At 60.7% G+C, this 18632-nt stretch carries 12 protein-coding genes; 5 read left to right on the forward strand and 7 right to left on the reverse strand.

Annotated elements, in window-relative coordinates:
• Positions 1 to 61 precede the first annotated feature (61 nt).
• The 3 genes from HBO23_RS13975 to HBO23_RS13985 all read right to left on the reverse strand — a co-directional run bounded on the left by HBO23_RS13975 (position 62) and on the right by HBO23_RS13985 (position 3300).
• On the reverse strand, positions 62 to 1507 hold the full coding sequence (locus HBO23_RS13975) for a mechanosensitive ion channel family protein (protein ID WP_170038542.1): 1446 nt from the start codon (positions 1505 to 1507) through the stop codon (positions 62 to 64).
• A 214-nt stretch (positions 1508 to 1721) separates the two neighbouring features.
• A complete protein-coding gene (ycaC, locus tag HBO23_RS13980) occupies positions 1722 to 2348 on the reverse strand; it encodes an isochorismate family cysteine hydrolase YcaC (RefSeq protein WP_170038544.1) in 627 nt (208 codons plus the stop codon).
• A gap of 85 nt (positions 2349 to 2433) precedes the next feature.
• Entirely contained in the window at positions 2434 to 3300 is an 867-nt protein-coding gene (locus HBO23_RS13985) for a pirin family protein (protein ID WP_017139688.1), read from the reverse strand.
• A 109-nt stretch (positions 3301 to 3409) separates the two neighbouring features.
• On the opposite strand from HBO23_RS13985, the gene HBO23_RS13990 reads away from it, so the two are divergent.
• Positions 3410 to 4315: a LysR family transcriptional regulator gene (locus tag HBO23_RS13990; protein ID WP_187699730.1), complete on the forward strand. Its 906-nt coding sequence runs from the start codon at positions 3410 to 3412 to the stop codon at positions 4313 to 4315.
• Positions 4316 to 4419: 104 nt separating this feature from the next.
• On the opposite strand, the gene HBO23_RS13995 is transcribed toward HBO23_RS13990, so the two are convergent.
• Entirely contained in the window at positions 4420 to 5622 is a 1203-nt protein-coding gene (locus HBO23_RS13995) for a multidrug effflux MFS transporter (protein WP_170038546.1), read from the reverse strand.
• Between the two features lie 101 nt (positions 5623 to 5723).
• Here HBO23_RS13995 and HBO23_RS14000 point away from each other — a divergent pair, with 101 nt between their 5' ends.
• The 4 genes from HBO23_RS14000 to HBO23_RS14015 all read left to right on the forward strand — a co-directional run bounded on the left by HBO23_RS14000 (position 5724) and on the right by HBO23_RS14015 (position 15283).
• Positions 5724 to 6830, forward strand: a complete 1107-nt coding sequence (locus tag HBO23_RS14000; RefSeq protein ID WP_170038548.1) for an efflux RND transporter periplasmic adaptor subunit — start codon at positions 5724 to 5726, stop codon at positions 6828 to 6830.
• Positions 6831 to 6832: 2 nt separating this feature from the next.
• Positions 6833 to 9916, forward strand: coding sequence for an efflux RND transporter permease subunit (locus HBO23_RS14005; RefSeq protein ID WP_170038550.1), 3084 nt, complete (start codon positions 6833 to 6835; stop codon positions 9914 to 9916).
• A gap of 146 nt (positions 9917 to 10062) precedes the next feature.
• On the forward strand, positions 10063 to 14859 hold the full coding sequence (locus tag HBO23_RS14010; RefSeq protein ID WP_170038761.1) for an RHS repeat-associated core domain-containing protein: 4797 nt from the start codon (positions 10063 to 10065) through the stop codon (positions 14857 to 14859).
• A gap of 25 nt (positions 14860 to 14884) precedes the next feature.
• Positions 14885 to 15283: a hypothetical protein gene (locus HBO23_RS14015; RefSeq protein WP_346274596.1), complete on the forward strand. Its 399-nt coding sequence runs from the start codon at positions 14885 to 14887 to the stop codon at positions 15281 to 15283.
• Between the two features lie 243 nt (positions 15284 to 15526).
• On the opposite strand, the gene HBO23_RS14020 is transcribed toward HBO23_RS14015, so the two are convergent.
• From HBO23_RS14020 to HBO23_RS14030, 3 genes are all read right to left on the reverse strand, one after another.
• Positions 15527 to 16756 carry a M20/M25/M40 family metallo-hydrolase gene (locus tag HBO23_RS14020; RefSeq protein ID WP_170038553.1) on the reverse strand — a complete coding sequence of 410 codons (1230 nt, stop codon included), beginning with the start codon at positions 16754 to 16756 and terminating at the stop codon, positions 15527 to 15529.
• 47 nt (positions 16757 to 16803) lie between these two features.
• On the reverse strand, positions 16804 to 17862 hold the full coding sequence (locus HBO23_RS14025) for a diguanylate cyclase (RefSeq protein ID WP_099547776.1): 1059 nt from the start codon (positions 17860 to 17862) through the stop codon (positions 16804 to 16806).
• 80 nt (positions 17863 to 17942) lie between these two features.
• Positions 17943 to 18575, reverse strand: coding sequence for a LysE family translocator (locus tag HBO23_RS14030; RefSeq protein ID WP_017137772.1), 633 nt, complete (start codon positions 18573 to 18575; stop codon positions 17943 to 17945).
• Positions 18576 to 18632: the final 57 nt, after the last annotated feature.

The following is an 18632-nucleotide window of genomic DNA, read 5'->3' on the forward strand; positions in this document are numbered from 1 at the left end:
AGTCAGCTTCCAGGCAAGCCAGCTCCCACAGGTTTTGCTTTTGATTTGAGGCGCTACGGGCTCACAACCCGCGGTTACGCAGCCATTGCAAAAAGCCTTTCTTGACCGGCACCACCGTCGCGTCCTGGGTCAGGGCTTGCGCGGCGTGCACACGAAAATCCAGCAGTGCCTTCATCGCTTCGCTGATGTCGTGGCGCGCGTCCAGGCAGGGTTTGAGGTATTCATTCTCGATGCGGTACAGCGTGCAGAAGGTCTTGGCGGTGAAGTCCGCCAGCGCCGCTTGATCGGACAAAATCCCCGACTCGCCAATCACCTCGCCCGGCCCCATGCGCCCGGCTTCGAACTTGTGGCCATCCTTGATCAACATCACCGAGACCACGCCGGACTCGACGATAAACAAATGGTCGCTGACCTCCCCCGCCGGCAGGATCATCTCGCCGGCACGATAGGTGTGCAGGGTCATGTTCTGGCTGAAGGTGTCTTTTTCCTCTTGGCGCAACGTGGAGAAAATCGACGAACGCTCCAGCAATGCCCGTGCGTGGGACATCACCGGCGGCGCGCTGCTTTCAGTGGCCGACAGCAGGCCCACGCCCGCTGCTTGCAGGTGACGGAACGCCAGGTCGTAAAGCTGGTTACGCACTTCGCGCTTTTGGCCCATGGCCGGCACGAACCCGCTGATCTCGTATTCCACGCCGCCACTGGCTGAAGCCTTGAACGCCACGCTGGGCGCGGGCTTGGTCAACAATGGCCGGCAGCCTTGCATCGCGCGCTCCAGCGCTTCGATCACGGTTTGCGGGCGCGCATGCGGGCTGACTTGCAGGCTGACCGCCAGGCCGAACATGTCCGCCGGGCGTGAGAAGTTGATGATCTTGGCCTTGGCCGCCAGGGAGTTGGGGATCACCGCCATGCTGCCCTGGGAGGTTTGCAGGCGCGTGGCGCGCCAGTCGATGTCGGTGACGCGCCCCTCGGTGCCGTCGATGGAGATCCAGTCATCCACCTGATACGGCTTGGTGGTGTTGAGCACGATCCCGGAAAACACGTCGCTCAAGGTGCTTTGCAGCGCCAGGCCGACGATGATCGCCACCGCGCCGGAGGTAGCGAGCACGCCCTTGACCGGCAAGTCGAGCACATAGGCCATGGCGGCGATGATCGCGATCAGGAAGATCACTGCGCCCAGCAGGTCTTGCAGCAAGCGCCCGCCGTGCCCGACGCGATTCATCATGACCGTGCCGAGCAATACCGTGAGGGTGCGCGCTGCGAACAGCCACCAGCCGATCTGCAACGCCGTGGCCGCCAGGTGCAAGGCGGTGTTGTCGCCATAGGGCGCAAGCTGCATGGGGTTCATGCCGTCGTTGAACAGCACGGCGCTGAACACCGCAAAGATCGCCAGGCGCGCCGCCAGCTTCCAGTTGGCGAGGTTGGCGGAAATAAGCCGCCACACAGCGATGTCGATAAAGATCAGCGCCACGGCGCACAGCATCGGGTGATCAGCGATAAATGAGGGCATCCAGGCGACTCCAGGGTGTATGGCGAGAAGATCGCATGAATCGGCAATACTGAATAACAAAATGTGGGAACAGGCTTTGTGTGGGAGCTGGCTTGCCTGCGATGCGGACACCTCGGTATGACTGATAAACCGAGGTGATGCCATCGCAGGCAAGCCAGCTCCCACACTAACCCGCTCCACACATGGGGTATGTGGCAACCCTTGGGTCTTGCGCTTACTTGGCGCCAGTCAGCGCGTTATAGCTGGTAAACAAGTTGCGATAGTCCGGGATATGGTTGGCAAACAAGGTGCCCAGGCCTTCGATATCGTTGCGCCAGTCGCGGTGCAGCTCACAGGCCAGGCCGAACCAGGTCATCAGTTGCGCGCCGCTGGCCGACATGCGGTCCCAGGCCGAATCGCGGGTGATTTCGTTGAAGGTGCCGGACGCGTCCGTCACCACGAACACCTCAAACCCTTCAGCCAGAGCCGACAACGCAGGGAACGCCACGCAAACCTCGGTTACCACACCGGCGATGATCAGTTGTTTCTTGCCGGTGGCCTTGATCGCCTTGACGAAATCTTCGTTGTCCCAGGCATTGATCTGGCCAGGGCGCGCAATGTACGGCGCGTCCGGGAACAGTGCCTTCAGCTCCGGTACCAGTGGGCCGTTGGGGCCGGTTTCGAAGCTGGTGGTGAGGATGGTCGGCAGCTTGAAGTACTTGGCCAGGTCAGCCAGGGCCAGCACGTTGTTCTTGAACTTGTCCGGTTCGATATCTCGCACCAGAGACAGCAGGCCAGCCTGATGATCAACCAGCAGAACGGCGGCGTTGTCCTTGTCCAGACGCTTGTAGGGAGTAGTCATGAGTGCTTCCTCTTTTCCATGGGCGACAGCCATCCTTGGCCGGTAAACCGGCCTGGCTATCTGGGTTGGGTGTTGCGGGGGTGAATCAGTGATGCATCTGGCCGAATTGGCCGGACTGGAAGTCGGCAAAGGCCTGGTGAATCTCTTGCTCGGTGTTCATCACGAACGGGCCGTGGCCGACGATAGGCTCATCGATAGGTTCGCCGCTGAGCAGCAGGAACATCGCATCGTTGTTCGACTCCAGGGCGAGTTGGTCGCCGTCGCGTTCGAACAACGCCAGTTGCCCTTCGCGCACCAGTTCCTGGCCATTGACCTGCACCGTGCCTTTGAGCACTACCAGTGCGGTGTTGCGCCCGGCGTGCAGGTCGAGGGTCACAGACTTACCGGCATTGAGGCGCACATCCCACACGTCGATCGGTGTGAAGGTGCGGGCCGGGCCTTGTTTACCGGCAAACTCACCGGCAATCAGGCGCAGGCTGCCGGCGTTGTCGGCCAGGGGTAACGACGGGATATCGCCGTCGAGGATGGTCTGGTAGCCGGCATCGGTCATTTTGTCCTTGGCCGGCAGGTTGACCCACAACTGCACCATTTCCAGCGCGCCGCCCTTTTGGGCAAACGCTGCGGAGTGGAACTCCTCATGCAGGATGCCTTTGGCCGCGGTCATCCATTGCACATCGCCTGGGCCGATGGTGCCGCCAGCGCCGGTGGAATCGCGGTGCTCGACTTCGCCCTTGTAGACGATGGTCACGGTTTCAAAGCCGCGATGCGGGTGCTGGCCTACGCCACGACGTGCTTGGGTCGGGGTGAAATCGGCCGGCCCGGCGTGGTCCAGCAACAGGAACGGGCTGATGTGCTTGCCCATGGTGTCGTAGGAAAACAGCGTGCGAACCGGAAAGCCGTCGCCTACCCAATGGCTGCGTGGGCTGGTGTAGATACCGATGATATTTTTCATGGCGTTTCTCCAAAGGCGTGAAAGCAGTGCATGTACACAGCTTAAATCCGCTACCTTTACCGCGCTAGACGGCAAAAATAACCCTTAGCGTTCTATTTGGAGAACGATAGTGGAAGACCTCAACACCCTCTATTACTTCACCCAAGTGGTCGAGCACCGTGGTTTTGCCGCCGCGGGCCGCGCGCTAGACATGCCTAAATCGAAGCTCAGCCGGCGTATCAGCGAGCTCGAAGAGCGCCTGGGTGTGCGCCTGATCAACCGCACCAGCCGGCATTGTTCGCTCACCGAAATCGGCCAGGTCTATTACCAGCGCTGCCTGGCCATGCGGGTGGAGGCCGAAGCCGCTGCCGAAGTGATCGAGCGCAACCGTTCCGAGCCCCAGGGCATTGTGCGTTTGAGCTGCCCCACCGCCCTGCTCAACTCCTGGGTCGGGCCGATGCTGACCCGCTATATGCTCAAATTCCCGCTGGTGGAGTTGCACCTGGAGAGCACCAACCGGCGCGTGGATGTGATTCACGAAGGCTTTGACATCGCCCTGCGCATTCGCTTTCCGCCCTTGGAAGACACCGATCTGGTGATGAAGGTGCTTGGCAACAGCACGCAGTGCCTGGTGGGCAGCCCGGCGTTTGTGTCGCGCCTGTCCAGCCCGCCATTGCCGGGGGATTTGAATGGGTTGCCGAGCGTGTATTGGGGCTCGGCGCAGCGTGAGTACCAGTGGGAATTGTTTGGCGAGAACGGTGCCAGCGCGGTGATTCGACACTTCCCACGGATGATCACCGATGACCTGTTGGCGTTGCGCCACGCGGTGTGCGCCGGGGTGGGTATTGCGCACCTGCCGAGTGTGGTGGTGCGCGAGGACATTGCCGCCGGGCGCCTGGTCAACTTGATCCCGGGTTGGTCGCCAAGGACCGGGATCGTGCACGCGATTTTCCCTTCGCGCCGTGGGCTGTTGCCGTCGGTGCGCACCCTGATTGATTTTCTCGGCGAGGAATTCGCGCACAGCGACATGGCCTGATTCAACTGTGGGAGCTGGCTTGCCTGCGATGCAGACACCTCGGTCTTTCAGTAGAAACGCGGTGATGCTATCGCAGGCAAGCCAGCTCCCACAGAAAAACAGACCTACGCCGCGGCCAGCAGCGCTTGGCGCTGGCGCAGCAGGTGGAACGCCACAAACGCCGAAACCGCAAAGCTCGCCTGGATCATGATCATCGGCGTGGCACTGCCATCACGCAGATGGCTCAGCAACAGGCCACTGCACGTCGCGCCAAACATCTGCGAAAAGCCCATCAACCCCGCCGCCAACCCCGCACGATGGGCGTTGGGCATCACCCCGCCCGTGACAGAGCCCGGCAACACCAGGCCGCCGCCAAGGGTGACCAATGCCACCGGAATATCCAGGCCCAGCGCCGACAGGCCGAACAGCTCGTAAATCACCACCGCTAGAATCCCGCCGATGGCGACCAGCGTCACGCCTATCGACACAATGCGTTGCGGCCCCAGGCGCAGGATATTGCGCCGGGTGTAGGTAGAGCCAACGATCAGCATCGACACGATCAGGCCAAAATTAAGCCCGTACTCCAGGCTGCTGAACCCCAGCAGGTTGATAAACACCGCCGATGAACCCGCGATCACCGCGAACATCGCGCCGTAGGTACAGGCCAACGCCACCGCGTACGCCCGATACTGGCGGCCCTTGAGCAGATCCAGGTATTGGCCGCCGAGGGTGCGCCAATGCCCGGCCTTGGGGTCCAGAAAGTGATTGCTCTCGCGAAAGAACAACAGCGCCAACACCAGCACCACACTGCCGATCACCAGCGCCAGCACGATCGGCGCCTGCCAGCCCAGCAGCTTGATCAGCAGGCCACCGATCATCGGCGCCACGACGATGGCGTAGAGCATGCCGATCATGGTCAACGCCAGCGCCGGCCCCGCTTCGGCCTTCCACACATCACGCACCACCGTGCGCGCCAGCACCAGCGCGGCGCAGGCGCCCAGGCCTTGCAGCACGCGGGCGGCAATGAACTGTTGAATGTCGCTGACCAGCAGCATCGACAGGGTTGCCAGCACATACAGCGCTAGGCCGCCAAGTAGCACGGGGCGACGGCCGATGCGGTCCGACAGCGGCCCGAACAGCAATTGCCCAAGGCCAAATGCAGCCACAAATGCCGACAACGCCATCAACGCCGAACCCGCTGGCGCCGCCAGTGCCTGCTCGATGGCGCCCAGGCCGGGGATGAGCAATTGGGTCGAGACTTCACCGAGTGCGGTGAGCGCCACCAGTAAAAACAACAGGCTTCGCGACGGGGCCGGGGCGTTCGACATAAGGAATATCCGGGGGCTGGATTAATTTATATTTCGACCATAATATGAGCAAAAAATTATGTCCATAATTTTTTATCCATTGGCCACCCCTGGAGCCCGTCATGCGCCCTCTTCCCCTGCGTCTTCTCACGCCCCTGGCCCTGTTGATTATCCTCAGCGGCTGCAACAGCAAGGCCGACACCGCCGCCGAAGTGCCCCTGCCGCGTCCCGTTCTGGCCGCCAAGGTAGAAGCCGCCGGCACCCAGCAAAGCGCCTACACCGGCGTGGTCGCGGCGCGCACCGAAAGCGATTTGGGCTTCCGGGTCAGCGGCAAAGTCATCGAACGCAAGGTCGACCCCGGCCAGCATGTCGCCCGTGGTGACACCTTGCTGGTACTGGACATCGGCGACTTCGAACTGGCCCTGCGCTCGGCCAAAAACCGCGTCAACGCCGCTCAGGCCCAATTGCGCCAACGCCGTGATGACGAAAACCGTTACCAGCGCCTGGCCAGCACCGGCGCCGTGTCGCGGCAGATCTTCGACCAGTCGGCGACCAACCTGCGCGTGGCCGAAGCCGAACTGGCCGCGGCGCAATCGGATGCCAGCCAGATCGAAAACCGCCGCACCTACTCGGTGCTCAAGGCCGACGGCGACGGCATCATCACCGATGTTCGCGTGGATCGCGGCCAAGTGGTCGCCGAAGGCCAGATCGTGGCGCGCCTGGCCCACGACGGCGCCCGCGAAGCCATCGTCAACCTGCCGGAAAACCAGCGCGACCAAGCCGCGCAAAAAGCCCTGGCCTTCCCGTTCGGCGCACAGGACCAGGCCGTGACGGCCACCCTGCGCGAGCTGTCGGCGAGCGCCGACCCCACCACTCGCACCTACCGCGCACGCTACGTGCTGCATGGCGCCGTCGACCGTTTCGCCCTCGGCTCCACCATCACCGTGCGCCTGCAAGGCAATGGCCAGGCCCAGCAAACCCGCGTGCCCATCGGCGCGTTGCAGGATGCGGGGCAAGGCACCGGCGTGTGGGTGATTGGCGCGGACGACAAGGTCAGCTTCGCCCCCGTCAAAGTCGCCAGCCTTGGCCAGGAAGACGCGCTGCTCGACAGCGGCGTAACGCCCGGCCAAATCGTCGTCGCCCTCGGCGCGCACTTGCTGCACAGCGGCGACACGGTGCGCCTGCTGCCGGCCCAGGCACTGGCCCTCAACCGTAAACAGGACCACTGAGCATGCGCGGCATCAACCTCTCCGAACTGGCGGTAAAGCACCGCGCCGTCACGCTGTTTCTGATCATTGCGATCCTCGCCGCCGGGATCTTCTCGTTCGGCAAGCTGGGGCGCGCTGAAGACCCGTCGTTTACCGTCAAGGTCATGACCATCACCGCCGCCTGGCCCGGCGCCACCGCCCAGGAGATGCAGGAGCAAGTCGCCGACCGCCTGGAAAAACGCCTGCAGGAACTGGACTACTACGACCGCGTCGAGACCATCGCCCAGCCGGGTTTTGTGTCGATGCGCATGACCTACAAGGAATCCACGCGCCCCAGTGAGATCCAGGACCTGTTCTACCAGACCCGCAAAAAACTCAGCGACGAAGCGGCGAAACTGCCCAAAGGCGTGATCGGGCCGTTCTTCAATGACGAATATTCCGATGTGTATTTCGCCCTGTATGCGCTGGAAGCCGAGCATCTGCCCCATCGCCAGCAAGTGCAGATGGCCGAAGACTTGCGCCAGGGCTTGCTCAACCTGCCGGGCGTGAAGAAGGTCAATATCCTCGGCGAGCAGGCGCAGCGGATATTTGTCGAGTTCTCTTATGAGCGCCTGGCCACGCTGGGCATCAAGCCGGACCAGATCTTCGCCGCCCTCGCCGCACAGAACGCCGTGGCGCCGTCGGGCTTTGTCGAAACCGCTGGCGCGCGTGCCTATATTCGCATCGACGGCGCCTTCGACAGCCTGGCGCTGATCGAAAACGTACCGCTGGAAGTCAACGGCCGCGTACTGCGCATTGCCGATGTGGCGACCGTGAGCCGTGGTTATGAAGACCCGCCCAGCTATCGCATCCGCCATCAGGGCGACCCGGCGCTGATGCTTGGCGTGATCATGGAGAAGCACTGGAACGGCCTGGAACTGGACAAAAGCCTCAAGGCCCAGGAAGCCAGAATCCAGGCGGACCTGCCGCTGGGCGTGAACTTCGCCAAGGTCTCCGACCAGGCGAAAAACATCAGCCTGGCGGTGAATGAGTTCATGCTCAAATTCTTCGTCGCCCTGGCCGTAGTGATGGTAATCAGCCTGTTGGCCCTGGGCTTTCGCGTCGGGCTGGTGGTGGCCGCCGCGGTGCCGCTGACCTTGTCGGTGGTGTTTGTGATCATGCTGCTCACCGGGCGTGAATTTGACCGCATTACCTTGGGCGCGCTGATTATTTCCCTGGGTTTGCTGGTGGACGATGCGATCATCGCCATCGAGATGATGGTGGTAAAACTCGAAGAAGGGTTTGACCGGATTCACGCCGCCACGTTTGCCTGGAGTTCCACTGCGGCGCCGATGCTCACCGGCACCTTGGTGACCATCATCGGCTTTCTGCCGGTGGGTTTTGCCCGCTCCGGCGCCGGCGAATATGCCGGCAATATCTTCTGGATCGTCGGCTTTGCGCTGATCTCATCCTGGCTGGTGGCCGTGGTGTTCACGCCGTACCTGGGCGTGAAGTTGCTGCCGCAGATCAAACCGGTACCAGGCGGGCATGACGCGATTTACGCCGGCCGTTATTACCAGAAACTGCGCAGCCTGGTCGAAGCCTGCGTGCGCCAGCGCTGGCTGGTCACTGGCCTGGTGGTCGGTGCCTTTGTACTGTGCGTGCTGGGCATGGGCGTGGTGAAGAAGCAGTTTTTCCCCAACTCCGACCGTTCCGAGCTGATCCTTGAGGTGTACATGCCGCCCGGCAGCGCCTTCAAAAGCACCGAAGCGGTGGCGGCGCAGCTGGAAAAAGCCTTGCTGCAAGAGCCGCAGACCAGCCTGGTCGACACCTATGTGGGCGGCGGCGCACCACGTTTTTTCCTGTCGCTGAACCCCGAGCTGCCTGACCCGGCATTTGCCAAGCTGATTGTGCAAACCCCGGATTCCCATGCCCGCGATGCGCTGAAACTGCGCATGCGCGAGCGCATTGCCGCCGGCGAATTCCCGGCAGCGCGGGTGCGCGTCACGCAATTGCTGTTTGGCCCGCCGGTGCCGTTCCCGGTGGTGTTTCGTGTGTCCGGGCCGAACCTGGATGTGCTGCGCGGGGTGTCCGAAGACGTGCGCCGCGTCGTGGCGGCCAACACGTTGACCAAGGACGCTTTCCTCGACTGGGGCGAACGCACCAGCGGTTATCGGCTGGTGCTGGACCAGGACCGCCTGCGCCTGCTGGGCTTCACGCCCAACGAGGTCAAATCCCAGCTCAACGCCTTGTTCAGCGGCAACCCGATCACCGAAGTGCGCGAAGGCAACCGCACCGTGTCGGTGGTCGCGCGTGCCCAGGGCAACCAGCGCGAGAACCTCGGCAACCTCAACAACATGACCCTCACCAACAGCGCCGGCACCTCGGTGCCGCTGGCCCAGGTCGGGCACTTCCAGGCGGTGATGGAAGAGCCGATCCTCAAGCGGCGCAACCGTGCAAGCACCGTGGAAGTGCGCGCCGACATCATCGACGGCGTGCAACCGCCCGACGTGGAAATGGCCGTGTACAAAGACCTGCAACCCTTGATCGCCAAGCTGCCCGCCGGTTACCAGATCGAGATCGGCGGCCCGGTGGAAGAAAGCGCCAAGGCCAACGTGGCGCTGGCGGCACTGTTCCCGATCATGATTTTGCTGACCCTCACGGTGATCATGTTCCAGGTGCGTTCGTTCGGCGTGATGTTCATGGTCTTCGCCACTGCGCCGCTCGGGTTGATTGGCGCGGTGCCGACCTTGCTGCTGTTCAACCAGCCGTTCGGCTTTAACGCGATTCTGGGCCTGATCGGCATCGGCGGCATTCTGATGCGCAACACGCTGATCTTTACCGACCAGATCCGCCAGAACCAGGACCATGGCATGGCGGTGCGCGAGGCGATTATCGAAGCCACCGTGCGCCGGGCGCGGCCGGTGATCCTGACCGCATTGGCGGCGGCGCTGGCGTTTATTCCGTTGACGCTGTCGGTGTTCTGGTCGTCCCTGGCCTACGTGCTGATTGGCGGGGTGCTGGTAGGCACCGTGTTGACGCTGTTGTTCCTGCCGGCGCTGTGCAGCCTGGTGCTTGGGCGGGAGCGCACGAAGGCCGTTGAAACTTCCCACGTAAACGCCGGATAAGCTCTACAGAGTTGTCCTGAAAATCTCTGCAAAGTCCTTCGCCTGATCACACAGTGCGAGGGATTGCAGATGGTTTTTCCGACTTATAGGGTTGTCTTTTGATCGCCGCCACCGGCCAGACCATTGGCCTGCTGGTGCTGGCGGCCATGGATTCAAAAACGCGGGACGTTGAGTCCGTTCTCGGCGATTTCAGACGCTGCCTCAATACCTACGATGCCTGGGCGGAAAGCTTTTTCAGCTTTTCAGCGCTGGACGTCGAACAGGTGTTCAAGGTCGGCAACGAAGTGGCGCTGGTGGCGCCGATCAACCGCTCGATCATTCCCAGCACCACCGTCGCCACCTGCCAGGCCAGCGGCACGTTGACCCTGGTGCATATGTTCCAGAGCACGCGCTTTGTGCCCATCGGCAATACGCCGGTGGTGCTGCAACGCGTAGACCCCAATGGCGGCCCACTGGGCGAGCCGATCCGCAAAACTATTGGCCCCAGCGGCATTCTCGAAATCACCGAATGTGATCGCAACCAGCAGTACCGGGTCAACTTTTACCCCGACGTTTCGCCTGCGCATTTCAAGGCGTTGTATGCCTCCTATCAGTCGGTCATCGAACCGCTGGAAGGCTGGCTGCGCAGCGAGTGGAGCGGCACATTTGCGCCACTGTGGCAGGACTACTCCGAGGCCAATGTCCTCAAGCGTTATCTCATGCTGGACCAGGCTTACGCCAAAGGGTTTGGCGAGGCGCTGTACTCACTATGGGACAGCCTCAAGCAGCTGTTTGAGTGGCTTGCACACCCGTTGGATAACGCTGAAAAGCTGCTGAGTTATCTGTCCCAGGCCGAGTTTGAACAGCTGCTGAATGCCAGCGCCGAGGCGCTTGAAAAAGGCCTGTTGGTGCTCAGCGATGAGCCGCTGCTGTTTATCTACCTGTCGGCCATGGTCAGTTGGATGCGGTTGTTGCCGCCTGCATACATGAACGAGTTGCTGGGTGAGATCAGCGCCGACGTGCTGATTAACCTGGTGCTGGCCCTGGCCACGGGCGGCATGGGGATTGCGATACGCATGAGCGCCCAGGTGCTGGGCGGCATCAAGTCTCGGCGTGCGCGCCGGTGGTTGGAGCAACTGGCCGGGCAATTTGGTAAATCTCGCTTGGTTGAGCATGTCGAGGCGGCCAAGCCGATCTTGCTGGGCAGTGCCCCGACGCCGATCAAGACCGTGCCGGTTGCGCCGCTGAAGGCTGGGGACCAGTTGGTTGCCAACCCGGTGCCGGCGGTGCGCGGCAAGACGCAGCAGACCGCGTTGGTGCGCCAGGAACCTGTGGATGATGTGCCGGCTTCGGGCAAGAACCTGAATGGCGATGCGGCGGCTGCGGCGAACAAAACCGTTACCAATGGTTGCCCGGTGTCGATGGTTACCGGCGAGGAATTGCTGACGCTCACCGATGGCACGCTGGATGGGATTTTGCCGTTTGAGTGGACGCGGGTGTATCGCACCAGCGCGGTGGAAGTGGATGGCGGGTTGGGGTTTGGCTGGAGTCATGCGCTCGCGCAGCGGCTTTCTGTTTCCGGTAATTCGGTGGTGTGGACGGATCATGAGAACCGCCGTACCGAGTTTCCGTTGCCTACCGCTGCTCGACCGGCGATTACCAATAGCTTGGCCGAAGCGGCGATCTATTTGGGTGACGTGCCCGATGAGTTGGTGCTGGCTCAGGCATCGCGGTTTTATCACTTTCGCGACGGTGTGCTGACCGCGATCAGCGATGCGTATGACAACCGACTGCGAGTTTTCCGCGATCGTTTGGGGCGGGTTGAGCGGCTGGATAATGGTGTAGGTCGCTCCCTGTTTCTGCGTTATGAATTTGGCCGCATTGTGGCGGTGGACTATCAGGTTCATCGGGCCAAAGGGCATGAGCCGTTTGAATGGGTGACCGAGCAGAGTGTTGTTTCCTACGCCTATGACGACCTTGGCCGACTGGTTTCTGCGACCAATGCCGTAGGCGAAAGCGAGGTTTATCGCTACGACGAGCAGCACGTCATTCTTGAGCGTGAGTTGGCCGGTGGAGCGAGCTTCTTTTGGGAATGGGAGCGGGCCGGCAAGGCCGCTCGGTGTGTTCGGCATTGGGCCAGCTTTTCGCAGATGGATACGCGGTATGCCTGGGGCGATGACGGCCGTGTCACGGTGCATAACGCTGATGGCAGCCGGGAAGTGTATGTCCACGATGACCGTGCGCGGCTGGTGCAACGGATTGATCCGGACGGCGCTGAACACTTCAAGTCTTATGACGACAAAGGCCGGCTGACCGTAGAGCAGGACCCGCTTGGGGCGGTGACGGCGTACCAGTACGACGAAGCCGGACGCTTGGTGGCGCTGTTTCCGGGGGACGATGAGCCGACGTCCTACGAGCATGACAACGGGTTCGTACGCGTTGTGCGCCGTGGTGAGGCAGTTTGGAAATACGAGCGCAATGATCAGGGCGACGTCACGCGTAAGACCGATCCTGACGGCAATATCACGGACTACAGCTACAACAAATACGGACAACTGACGGGGGTTTGGTTTCCCGATAACAGTTGCCATCGGCTGGTCTGGAATGAGCGCGGGCAGTTGCTTGAGGAGCTGCTGCCCAATGGGGGTAGCAAGCGTTATCGCTATGACGACCTCGGGCGACAGGTTGCCCGCGAGGATGAACAGGGCGCGCTGACCCAATATCAGTGGGACAGCGTGGGTCGGTTGATTCGTGTCGTATTGCCAGGCGGTGCAACACGCGAATACAGCTACAACGCCTACGGAAAAATCACCGCCGAACACGACGAACTTGCCCACGTCACCCGCTACGAATACGCCGACGGCCTGCACCTGATCAGCCGCCGTATCAACGCCGATGGCACCCACGTTAAGTATCGCTACGACAATGCGCGTTTGCTGCTGACCTCGATCGAAAACGAGGCAGGCGAAACCTACCAACTCGATTACCACCCCAATGGCCTGATCCAGCAGGAAATCGGCTTTGACGGCCAGCGCACGGCCTATGTGTATGACCTCAACGGCAACCTGGCGGAAAAAACCGAACACGGCGACGACGGCAGTCAGCTCGTCACCCGCTACGAGCGAGACCACGCCGGGCGCCTCGTAAGAAAAACCCTGCCAGACGGCAATATTGTCGACTATGCCTACGACCGCCAAGGCAATCTCCTCAGCGTCGACGACGGCCACTGGTCGCTGGCCTACGAATACGATCCACAAAACCGCCTCACCTCCGAACACCAAGGCTGGGGCACCTTGCGTTACGGCTACGACGCCTGCGGCCAACTTAAAAACCTGCGCCTGCCGGACAATAACCGGCTGGTGTTCAATCACGACAAAGGCGGCCACCTTTCCACCGTCGAGCTGAACGGCGAAACCCTCACCTCCCACCTGTTCAAAACCGGCCGCGAACACCAACGCCAGCAGGGCCAGCTCCTCAGCCACTACCACTACGACGACCAAAACCGCCTGCACGCCCACGCGGTCAGCCAACAGCAACACACGCTATACCAACGCCAATACGACTACGACAAAAGCGGCAACCTCACCCGCCTGCTAGATACCCGCAAAGGCGAACACCACTACCACTACGACCCCCTCGCCCGCCTGACCCGCGCCGACCACTCGCAAGACGTACAGGAACGCTTCGGCCACGACCCGGCTGGCAACCTGCTCATGCAAGACCGCCCCGGCCCGGACATCGTGGCGGGGAACCGGTTGATGATTCAGGGCGATCATCACTACGACTACGACGCCTTCGGCAATCTGATCCGACAGCGACGTGGCAAGGGTCATCAGCTCGTCACCGAGTACCGTTACGACTGCCAGCATCGGTTGATAGGGATCACACAGCCCAACGGGCAAACCGCCAGCTATCGCTATGACCCGTTTGGACGGCGGATCAGCAAAACGGTGGACGGAAAAACCACGGAGTTTTTCTGGCAAGGCGACAAGCTGGTAGCTGAACACCACGCGGACTGCCATCGCAGCTATATCTACGAGCCAGATAGTTTTCGCCCGTTGGTACTGCTGGAAGGCTTTGGCCCACAAGAAACAAAGCCCTTTCACTACCAACTCGACCACCTCGGCACGCCACAGGAACTGACAAACCCCGAAGGCGAAATCGTCTGGTCCGCGCACTACCGCGCCTACGGTGAAATCGCCCGCCTAGACGTCAGAAAAATCGACAATCCGCTGCGCTTCCAGGGCCAATATTTCGATGCGGAAAGCGGGCTGCACTACAACCGCCATCGCTACTACAATCCAGATATTGGTCGCTACCTGACGCCGGACCCGGTGAAGTTGGCGGGTGGGATTAATGCGTACCGGTATGTGCCGAATCCTACGGGGTGGGTGGATCCGCTGGGGCTGAGTAATTGTCCTGGCAGCGGTGCATGCAAACCCACTGCGACTGTAGAACCGCCCAAGCCAAACGTTGATGACGGAGTACCTGCTCTGCCTCACTTGGCGAGAGCTGAACGACAGGCAAGAATAGGTGAACTAACAGAGTCGAATGCCAAGCATAGAGTGTTGAGCTGGGAAAAAAAATACAACATGCATGCCACTGAAAAGCACGGCCCCGAAATACCAGACCACGCTTTAAAACAACGCTCCATAGACGGTACAAACCCAACCACAGGCAAGAAAGGGCCGATAAATTCAAGCTCTCAATTTAAAACCTGGAAAATGCAACTCCACGCTATAAACAAGGCCCTAGGTAAAATGCAGGGCGATTCGCCATCACCGACAGGTTTCGACAAACAGGGCAATCCTGTGGTTATAGTTGAATTGCCTGGAGCAGGTCGAGGTTACAAACCTAACAGCAAAAACCCAAAAAACCCAAAATATATAGAAAACATGGATAGAGCTGAAATCAGATTTGATAAAAACAACCCAACTCGACCATTCACCGCATTTCCTAAGTGAGCAGCCAATGTTGAAGTCTCCTTTCATGGACATACCCTACATTCCCAGCATTTCTCATATATTAGGAGCGCTATCGATTTACGACCTTGAAGACACCGTCGGCGAAGCACTATGGAAATATGATCCAAATGATGAAAAAGATAGAGAAACAATCATTATCGAGTTCATTTTAAAAGACCTCATGTATCTTTCTTACAGACATCGCTTCGTACTGATATCGACACTCAAGGAAGCTCTAGATTCGCCTGATTTTAACTTCGCCAAAGAATTTGAGAGTGATTATGACGAATACATAACGATGGCCTGGGACGAAACGGAAATAGTAAACCCCCGCGGTTTCTTCGCAGACATTCACCGACTAGCCAACGAGGTATGGAAAGACGACCTCCAAAAAGCCAGCCAGGAAGACCCATCAACATGGTAGGCACACCACCTTTCTCACTGGCCCACTCCCCCTGTGGCGAGCGAGCTTGCTCGCGCTGGACCGCGAAGCGGTCCCAATGAGGGCGGCGCATTTTTCCTGGTGTATCGGGGTAACGGTTTTGGGGCTGCTGCGCAGCCCAGCGCGAGCAAGCTCGCTCGCCACAAAAACCTCGTTCACCACAAAATAGCCTAGCTTGCCAGCCACAAAGCCAGTTCACCCAGAGTAACCAGGTGAGCCGCCTTATCACCGCTTCGACAGCTCCATAATCATCCGACTCAACAAATAAACCCGTGGCGCCACGCTCTCCACCTCGGCATATTCTTCCGGCGTATGAATATTCCCACCGACAATCCCAAACCCATCCAACGTCGGCGTCCCAACCCCAGCCGACAAGCTCGCATCCGCTGCCCCGCCGCTGCCTTCAATGGTCAGCTTGCGGCCCAGTTCGCCGTAGATTCCCTGGGCAATTGCGACCAATTTGTCCGACTCCGGCGTCTGTGGCATCGGCGGCAGGCCGCGCAGCAGGCTGGTTTTCACTTCGGTGTCCGGGATCAATTTGTTGGCTGACACCCGCGCCAGGTCTTTTTCGATCCGATCAAACTCTTCCGGCAGTGCCGCGCGCACGTCGGCTTTGGCGGTGGCTTGGTCGGGGATGACGTTGGTGCGGTCGCCGGCCTTGATCACGGTGAAGTTGATGGTGGTTTTCTTCTCTTCGTCGCCGAGTTTGCCCAGTTGCAGAATCTGGTGCGCGGCTTCCATGGCGGCGTTGCGGCCCAGTTCGGGGGCGACGCCGGCGTGGGCGGCTTTGCCTTTGACTTCGACCACTGCAGTGGCGCTGCCTTTGCGCCATACCACCAGGCCGTCGGCTGGGCGACCGGGTTCCAGGTTCAAGGTTACGTCGTGGGCCTTGGCGGTTTTGCGGATCAGTTCGGAGGCGGCTTCTGAGCCGGTTTCTTCGCTGGCATCGAGCAGGAAGGTGATTTGCGCGTAGTCCTTGAAGCCCTGGCTTTTCAGGACTTTGAGCGCGTAGATGCCGGCGACGATGCCGCCCTTGTCATCCATCACGCCGGGGCCGTAGGCGCGACCATCCTTGATATGAAAGGGTCGCTCGGCGGCCGAGCCTTCCTTGAACACGGTGTCCATATGCGCCATCAGCAGGATTTTGGCTTTACCGGTGCCCTTGAGGGTGGCGATCACATGGCTGTTGTTAGCCGCTTTGTCGGGCACCAGCTCAATGCTGAAACCGAGCTGCTTGAGCTCATCCACGGCAATGTCGCGCACTTGGGTCAGGCCCGGCTCGTAGCCAGAACCCGAATCGATGTTCACCAGGCGTTCGAGCAGTTTCAGGGCCTCGGCCTTGTACTGTTCGGCATCCGCCTGGATTTGCTTGTGGGGTTCGGCGCTGTAGGCCGGCACGGCGAAGGTCAGGGCCAGGGTGGCGGCCAGCAGGGTACGGGAGAAGGTGAAGAGCATGGACCGATCCTTGTTGTTGTGGGGGTGTGCTGCGCTACCCTACCCCACTAAACCGAGCGTAACCAACTGCCTTGCACCGAACTGACGCGGTTGCGCCCGCTGCTCTTGGCTTCATACAGCGCCTGGTCGGCGTCGTTGAGCCAACTGGTGGAGTCGGCGTGCGCCGGCTGGTACGGCGCCAGGCCAATGCTCAAGCTGGCGCGCAGGGTCGGGTCTTGCGCATAGGCCAGCGCGCTGAAGCGATCACGCAAAGCGTCCATCACTTCGGTGGCGCGATTGAGCGGCATGCCTGGCAAAATCACACAGAACTCGTCGCCGCCATAGCGCCCGGCCAGGTCGGACGCCCGCAGGTTCTGGCGCAACACCTTGCTGAGTTGGCGCAGCACGATGTCGCCGGTGACATGCCCGTAGGTGTCGTTGATGGTCTTGAAATGGTCGATGTCGATCAGCGCAATGGCCGCGCCCACCTGTTCACGGCGGCAACGTTGAAACTCGATTTCCAGATGGTCCTTCCAGGCGCCGTGATTGAGCAAGCCAGACAGGCTGTCGGTGCGGCTCAAGGCCAGCAACTCGCGCTTGTGGCGGGCCAGGGTCACGGCCTGGCGGTAGCAGATCCAGCCCAGCGCCAGGGGATACAGCATCAGGATCGGCAGGCACGCATACAGCTGCGCCTCGCTGGTCACCGCGACAAACGCCGGCGCGAACACCAGCAGGGCGGCGCCGATGCCCAGCCCCTGCGCCACCCAGCCGGCGAGCATAAAGCGCGGCCCGCCGATGGCGACGTTGTTCATGGTCATCATCGACAGCGTGGTCACGCTGGGCAGCGGGTTGAAGTGCATGGCACCGACCCAGAAGCCGCCGCAGAACGAATCGAAGAGTAAATTACGCCGTTCGCTGCGCAGTGAGTTGCTCGCCCGGCGCGACAACTGGTAGGCCACGTGCGGCCACACAAACGCGTTAATCAGCATCCAGGCCCACACCCACAGCGACGGGTGCAAGGGGTACATGCCAAATACCACGCAGACAAAACCGAGCGTCAGCCCCAAGAGCCGCGATTTGAACAGGCGCGAAGCGAGCGGAAGTCCATTTCCTCCGGCGGCTGACATGGTGGGGTGTAATCCTGGATGAGTGCCTGGAGTCTAACAGGGCAACGTCAAAGCGCCACTACTGCTTACCTGCTAATACTTCAGTGCGAAAACCCGCGCGCCAGCATCAACGCAACACCCAATAGCAGCACCGCCGTGATCCGCTGCAACAGCACCCGGCGCTTGGGGTTTTCCAGCACGTGCTTGATGCGCTGGCCGAAATAGCAGTACAGGCAGCCGCTGGCAAACTGCAGGGTCAGAAACGTCAACCCGAGGATGGCGATATCCGCCGCCGAGCTGTGCTCGCCTGCGCCTGCAAACTGCGGGAACACGGCGCTGAACATGATGATGGTCTTGGGGTTGGAAAACCCGGTGAGCAACCCCTTGCCGAACAGGCTGCGCGAGCCTTCCACGGCGCCGCCCTGGTTGATCGACACGCCGCTGCTGGTCCACTGCTTGTAGGCCAGGTACAGAATATAGGCCACACCGACGAACTGGATGGTCTGGGTAATGGCGAGGTTGCCCTTGATCAGTTCCGAAAAGCCCACGGCAAAGATCAGGATGGAAATCAGGTAGGACACACTGGCGCCGATCTGCGCCGGGATCGAACTGCGCAAGCCGTCCTTCAAGCCCAGGCTTAGCAGCAACAGGGTCATGGGGCCGGGGCTGAAGGTCATGGTGGCGCAAAACAGCAGGAAGTAGAGAAACGAAGACAGCGTTAACGCACTTGTCATGGGCCAGAACCTTGGAATGGTAAAAACAACAACGGGGCGCGCTTGAAACGCACGCCC

It is taken from the genome of Pseudomonas sp. WS 5532 (genome assembly GCF_012985445.1).
Classification (GTDB): Bacteria; Pseudomonadota; Gammaproteobacteria; order Pseudomonadales; family Pseudomonadaceae; genus Aquipseudomonas; species Aquipseudomonas edaphica.

Bases quoted from the DNA above. Each gene is read 5' to 3' on its own strand.
- HBO23_RS13975 (WP_170038542.1), bottom strand. From the start codon at position 1,507: ATGCCCTCATTTATCGCTGATCACCCGATGCTGTGCGCCGTGGCGCTG.
- ycaC (WP_170038544.1), bottom strand. From the start codon at position 2,348: ATGACTACTCCCTACAAGCGTCTGGACAAGGACAACGCCGCCGTTCTG.
- HBO23_RS13985 (WP_017139688.1), bottom strand. From the start codon at position 3,300: ATGAAAAATATCATCGGTATCTACACCAGCCCACGCAGCCATTGGGTA.
- HBO23_RS13995 (WP_170038546.1), bottom strand. From the start codon at position 5,622: ATGTCGAACGCCCCGGCCCCGTCGCGAAGCCTGTTGTTTTTACTGGTG.
- HBO23_RS14000 (WP_170038548.1), top strand. From the start codon at position 5,724: ATGCGCCCTCTTCCCCTGCGTCTTCTCACGCCCCTGGCCCTGTTGATT.
- HBO23_RS14005 (WP_170038550.1), top strand. From the start codon at position 6,833: ATGCGCGGCATCAACCTCTCCGAACTGGCGGTAAAGCACCGCGCCGTC.
- HBO23_RS14010 (WP_170038761.1), top strand. From the start codon at position 10,063: ATGGATTCAAAAACGCGGGACGTTGAGTCCGTTCTCGGCGATTTCAGA.
- HBO23_RS14015 (WP_346274596.1), top strand. From the start codon at position 14,885: ATGGACATACCCTACATTCCCAGCATTTCTCATATATTAGGAGCGCTA.
- HBO23_RS14020 (WP_170038553.1), bottom strand. From the start codon at position 16,756: ATGCTCTTCACCTTCTCCCGTACCCTGCTGGCCGCCACCCTGGCCCTG.
- HBO23_RS14025 (WP_099547776.1), bottom strand. From the start codon at position 17,862: ATGTCAGCCGCCGGAGGAAATGGACTTCCGCTCGCTTCGCGCCTGTTC.
- HBO23_RS14030 (WP_017137772.1), bottom strand. From the start codon at position 18,575: ATGACAAGTGCGTTAACGCTGTCTTCGTTTCTCTACTTCCTGCTGTTT.